Annotated in this window: 3 protein-coding genes and 1 pseudogene; 2 read left to right on the forward strand and 2 right to left on the reverse strand. The window is 77.9% G+C overall.

What is annotated here, in order from left to right:
• Both ACYVI6_RS18160 and ACYVI6_RS18165 read left to right on the forward strand, forming a co-directional pair.
• Positions 1-3,093: hypothetical protein (locus ACYVI6_RS18160; RefSeq protein ID WP_460447710.1), on the forward strand; the 3,093-nt coding region annotated here is incomplete at its 5' end.
• A complete protein-coding gene (locus ACYVI6_RS18165; RefSeq protein WP_460447711.1) occupies positions 3,090-3,281 on the forward strand; it encodes a hypothetical protein in 192 nt (63 codons plus the stop codon). The genes ACYVI6_RS18160 and ACYVI6_RS18165, both read left to right, overlap by 4 nt.
• A 244-nt stretch (positions 3,282-3,525) precedes the next feature.
• Here the strand turns inward: ACYVI6_RS18165 and mscL are convergent, their stop codons facing one another.
• Positions 3,526-3,954 carry a large conductance mechanosensitive channel protein MscL gene (gene mscL, locus ACYVI6_RS18170; RefSeq protein ID WP_460447712.1) on the reverse strand — a complete coding sequence of 143 codons (429 nt, stop codon included), beginning with the start codon at positions 3,952-3,954 and terminating at the stop codon, positions 3,526-3,528.
• Between the two features lie 96 nt (positions 3,955-4,050).
• Positions 4,051-4,261: pseudogene (locus ACYVI6_RS18175) on the reverse strand (hypothetical protein); the annotation flags it as partial.

Below are 4,261 nucleotides of genomic sequence, written 5' to 3' on the forward strand. Positions count from 1 at the left end.
GCCTCGATCGAGGCGGTGCGCCAGGTGCCCCGGCCGGCGGCGGACGACGCGCTCGAGCAGCTGGTGCCGCGCCGCGCCGCGCTCGCCGGGCACGTGCGCTCGCTGCACGACCGTCGCGCGCCGTGGGGGGTCAGCGCCTTCGACGCCCAGGTCGCGCTCGCCGACCTCACCGGACGCCGGCCCGCACCGCGCTCGCGGGTGCGGGTGCGTGGCAAGCGGCTGCAGGCGCTCGGCAGGGACGAGCTCGCGGCGCTGACCGACCGGCTGCGCGAGGCCGCCGAGCTGGGCGCCTTCCGGGTCAGCCCCGACGACGACCCGTGGTTCGGCGCCCGGCTGGTCGACGACGCCGAGGTGCAGCGCGCGCTGACCCTGGTGCGCAGCCTGCTCGAGCACGACCTGCCGGCGGCCCGCGCCCGCTCCACCGCGCTCCTCGAGCAGGCCGGCATGCCGCCCGCCGACACGGTGGCCGCGTGGGTCGAGGCCGTCGGGCTGGTCGGCTCGGTGCGGCAGACGCTCGAGGTCTTCCAGCCCGCGGTGTTCGACACCTCGCTCGCCGACGCCGTGGCCGCCACCGCGACGCCGACCTGGCGCGCGCAGCACGGGGTGGAGCTCAGCTGGAACCAGCGTCGCCGGCTCGCCGCCCGTGCGCGCCGGCTGCTGCGGCCCGGCCCCCCGCCCGACGACCTGCACGCCGCGCTGGCCCTGGCGCACGAGCAGCGCGAGCAGTGGCAGCTGCGCGTCGGGCCGGGCGCGCGCCCCCAGCTGCCGGCCGGGCTCGACGAGACCGAGCGGCTCGTCGCCGGCGTCCGCGAGGGGCTGGACTGGCTGGGTGGGCGGCTCACCGGCACCTCGGACGGTGGCGACCTCGCCGCCCTGCCGGTCGACGCCCTCACCGCGCGGCTGCAGCGGCTGGCCGGCGCGACGTCCGGCCTGTCGGTGCTGCCCCGCGTGGTCGCGCTGCGCGCGCAGCTCGCCGGGGCCGGGCTCGAGCCGCTCGTGGCCGACCTCGCCGCCCGCGTCGTGCAGCCCGACGACGTCGGCGCCGAGCTCGAGCGGGTCTGGTGGACGTCGGTGCTCGAGCAGGTCGCCGCCGCCGACCCGGCGTACGGCCGGCACGACGGCGAGGGACTGCGTGTGATCGCCCGCGAGTACGCCGCCGCCGACGCCCGGCACGTGGCCGCCGGGGCCCCGCAGGTGCGCCGCCTCGTGGCCGAGCGGCTGGTCGCCGCACTCGACGCGCACCCGCAGCAGGCCACCCGGCTGCTCGAGGAGGCCGCGCGCATCGGGCTGCACCTCGAGCTGCGCGACCTCGACGCCGCGGCCCCCGACGTCGTCGCCGCCGCGCGCCCGGTGTGGCTGCTCAGCCCGCTCACCGTGCCGCACGTGCTCGCCGGCGACGACACCGTCGACGTGGTCGTGCTGCACGCCGCCGCCGGCATGCTGCCGCAGGTGGCGGTCGGCGCGATCGCCCGTGCCCGCCAGGTCGTCGTGGTCGGCGACCCGGCCGCGCCGCCGCCCGTGCCGCTGCAGCTCACCGAGCCGGCCCCCGGCGAAGAGGTCGTCGTGCCCGACGCGCTCGGCCCCACGCTGCTCGACGCGCTGCGCGACGTGCTGCCCACCGTGCGGCTGCGGCGGGTGCACCGCGTCGTCGACCCGCGGCTGCCGGCGCTCGCGAACCGGCACGGGCACGAGGGTCGGCTGCTGGCGCTGCTGCTGCCCGCCGACCGCGACGTCGCCGTCCGGCTCGACGAGGTGGAGGGCACCGGCGTGCTCGCCCCCGGTGGCGACGCCGTCGAGAGCACCGAGGCCGAGGTGGCGCGCGTCGTCGAGCTGGTGCTCGAGCACGCGACGTCCCGCCCCGACGAGACGCTCGCCGTCGTCGCCACCAACCCCCGGCACGCCGCGCGCGTCGACGACGCCCTGCGCGTGGCGCTCGCCGACCACCCCGGCCTGGCCGACCACCTGCTGGCCGGCGGCGCCGAACGCTTCGTCGTCACCGACCTGACCGGCGCCGGCTCGCTCTCGCGCGACGCCGTGCTGCTCGCCGTCGGCTACGGCCGCACCCCGCACGGCCGCGCGCAGCACCGGTGCGCCGCGCTCGCCGCCCCCGGTGGCGACCGGCGGCTGCTCGCCGCCACCACCGCCGCCCGGGCGCGGCTCACCGTCGTGTCGTCGTTCGCCGCGGCCGACCTCGACGCCGAGCGGCTGGCCGCCGCCGGCCGGCGGCTGCTGCGCGACCTGATGGCCTGGGCCGGGTCGGGCGGCGTGTTCACCAGCGCCGACGACGCGCCGTCCGAGGCCGACGACACGGTCGCGCGCGAGACGGTGGTCGACGACCTCGCCGAGCTGCTCGCACCCGACGGGCTCGAGGTGCGGCGCGACGTCGGACCGCACGGCGCCGCGATCGACCTCGCCGTCGGCGAGCGCGGCGGACCGCTGCTGGTCGCCGTCGAGTCGGACGGCGCGACGTACGCGGCCGTGCCCTCGACCCGCGACCGCGACCGCCTGCGGGTCGAGCACCTCGAGCGGCTCGGCTGGACGCACCTGCGCATCTGGTCGACCGACGTGTTCCGCGACCCCGCCCGCGAGGTGTCCCGCGTGCACCAGGTGGTGCGCGCCGCCGCCGCCCGCGAGCGCCAGCGGCTGGCGGCCCTGGAGCCCGTGGCAGTGCCGGAGCCGGTGCACGAGGTGCCTGCCGACGTCCCGGCCGAGCCCGCCCAGCCCGCCGAGCCGGACGGCTCGGGTGGTGCCGGCGGTGACAGCCCGGTCGAGCAGCCTGCGCCGCAGGTCGCGACCTCGGGCGGTCCGAACGTGCTGTGGGACAGCGACGTGCACCGCGCCGACGTCCTGCCGCCCGCCCCGGCCCGCAGCGGGATGCGGCCGCGGGTGCCGACCGGCCTGCCCGTCGGCGACTACAGCGAGGCCGACCTCGACGCCGTCGTGACCTGGATCGGCTCCGACGGCGTGCTGCGCACCCGCGACGAGCTCGCTGCCCTCGCGCGCCAGCAGCTCGGCCTCACCCGGCGCAGCGCAGCGGTCGACTCGGCCCTCGACGCCTCGATCTCGCGCGTGCAGACCGGCGGTGCCCCGTGACGGACGCCGACGCTCCCCGCCACGAGGCCGACGAGGCCCCTGCCGCTGCGGAGCCCGAGCCCCAGCGGGAGGGCCCGGCGGCCGAGCAGACGCGCGACGACACCGACGAGGGCTGGGGCGAGCGCCCCCGACCGCTCGACGAGCACGACCGCTGGCTGCTCGAGCAGCGTCCCCCGCACTGGGACTGACGCCCTCGGCTGCTGCGGCGTGGGGAGTGGCGGCATCGTGGCAACGGCCTTCGCCGGAGCGGACGCGGTTGCCACGATGTGCGGTGCTGGCTGCGGGTGCAGGGCGGTGCCGGGGCTGCAGAGAGCGGGCAGGGTCCGAACCGACGCGGCCGTCCGCGCTGTGTCTGGCCCTGAGCGTGCCAGCGAGGGACGAACGCGCAGCGCCCGCCTCGCGAGGTGCGGGGCGGGCGCTGGGCAGGCGGAGCTAGAGGGTCTTCGGCGGCTCGGTGGTCGAGGGGGCGTCGACGGCGCCACCCTGCTGGCGGAGCAGGTCGCGGATCTCGGTGAGCAGGATGATGTCCTCGCTCGGTGCGGCGGTCTCGGGCTCCTGGCCCTTCTTCCGGCGGGCGGCCAGCGCGTTCATCGGGACGACCAGCGCGAAGTAGACGACTGCGGCGACGATGACGAAGTAGATCAGCGCGTTGATCGTCGAGCCGATGATGATCTTGCTGCCGTTGGCCTCGATGCCGGCCGCGCCGAAGTCAGGCGTGCCGCCGATGACGCCGATCAGGCCGCCGATGAAGTCCTTCGCGAAGGCGGCGACGACGGCACCGAACGCGCCGCCGAGGACGACTGCGATCGCGAGGTCGACCACGTTGCCGCGGAGCAGGAAGTCCTTGAAGCCCTTGATCATGTGCGTTCCGATCCCTCGCGTGGTTGAAGGTGCGGGCCGAACGTAGCGCAGCGCGTGGCCAGGCGGGAGAGGCCGTGTCCGACGCCTGATCCGGGCTCAGTGCAGCACGAGCGACAACGGTCCGCGGGTCGCCGCGAGCGCGAGGTCGGCGGCCTCGGGATCGGTGACGGCGAGCACCAGCAGGGCGCCGCCGCTCGGGTCGCCGGCGACGGCGAGCGGGCCACCCGCGTCGGGCACCTCGGGCCGGGCCAGCACGGTCGCGCCGCGCACCACGGCCCGGGCCGCGCGGGCGGTCTCGGTCGCGAGC

The organism is Angustibacter aerolatus, assembly GCF_054776675.1.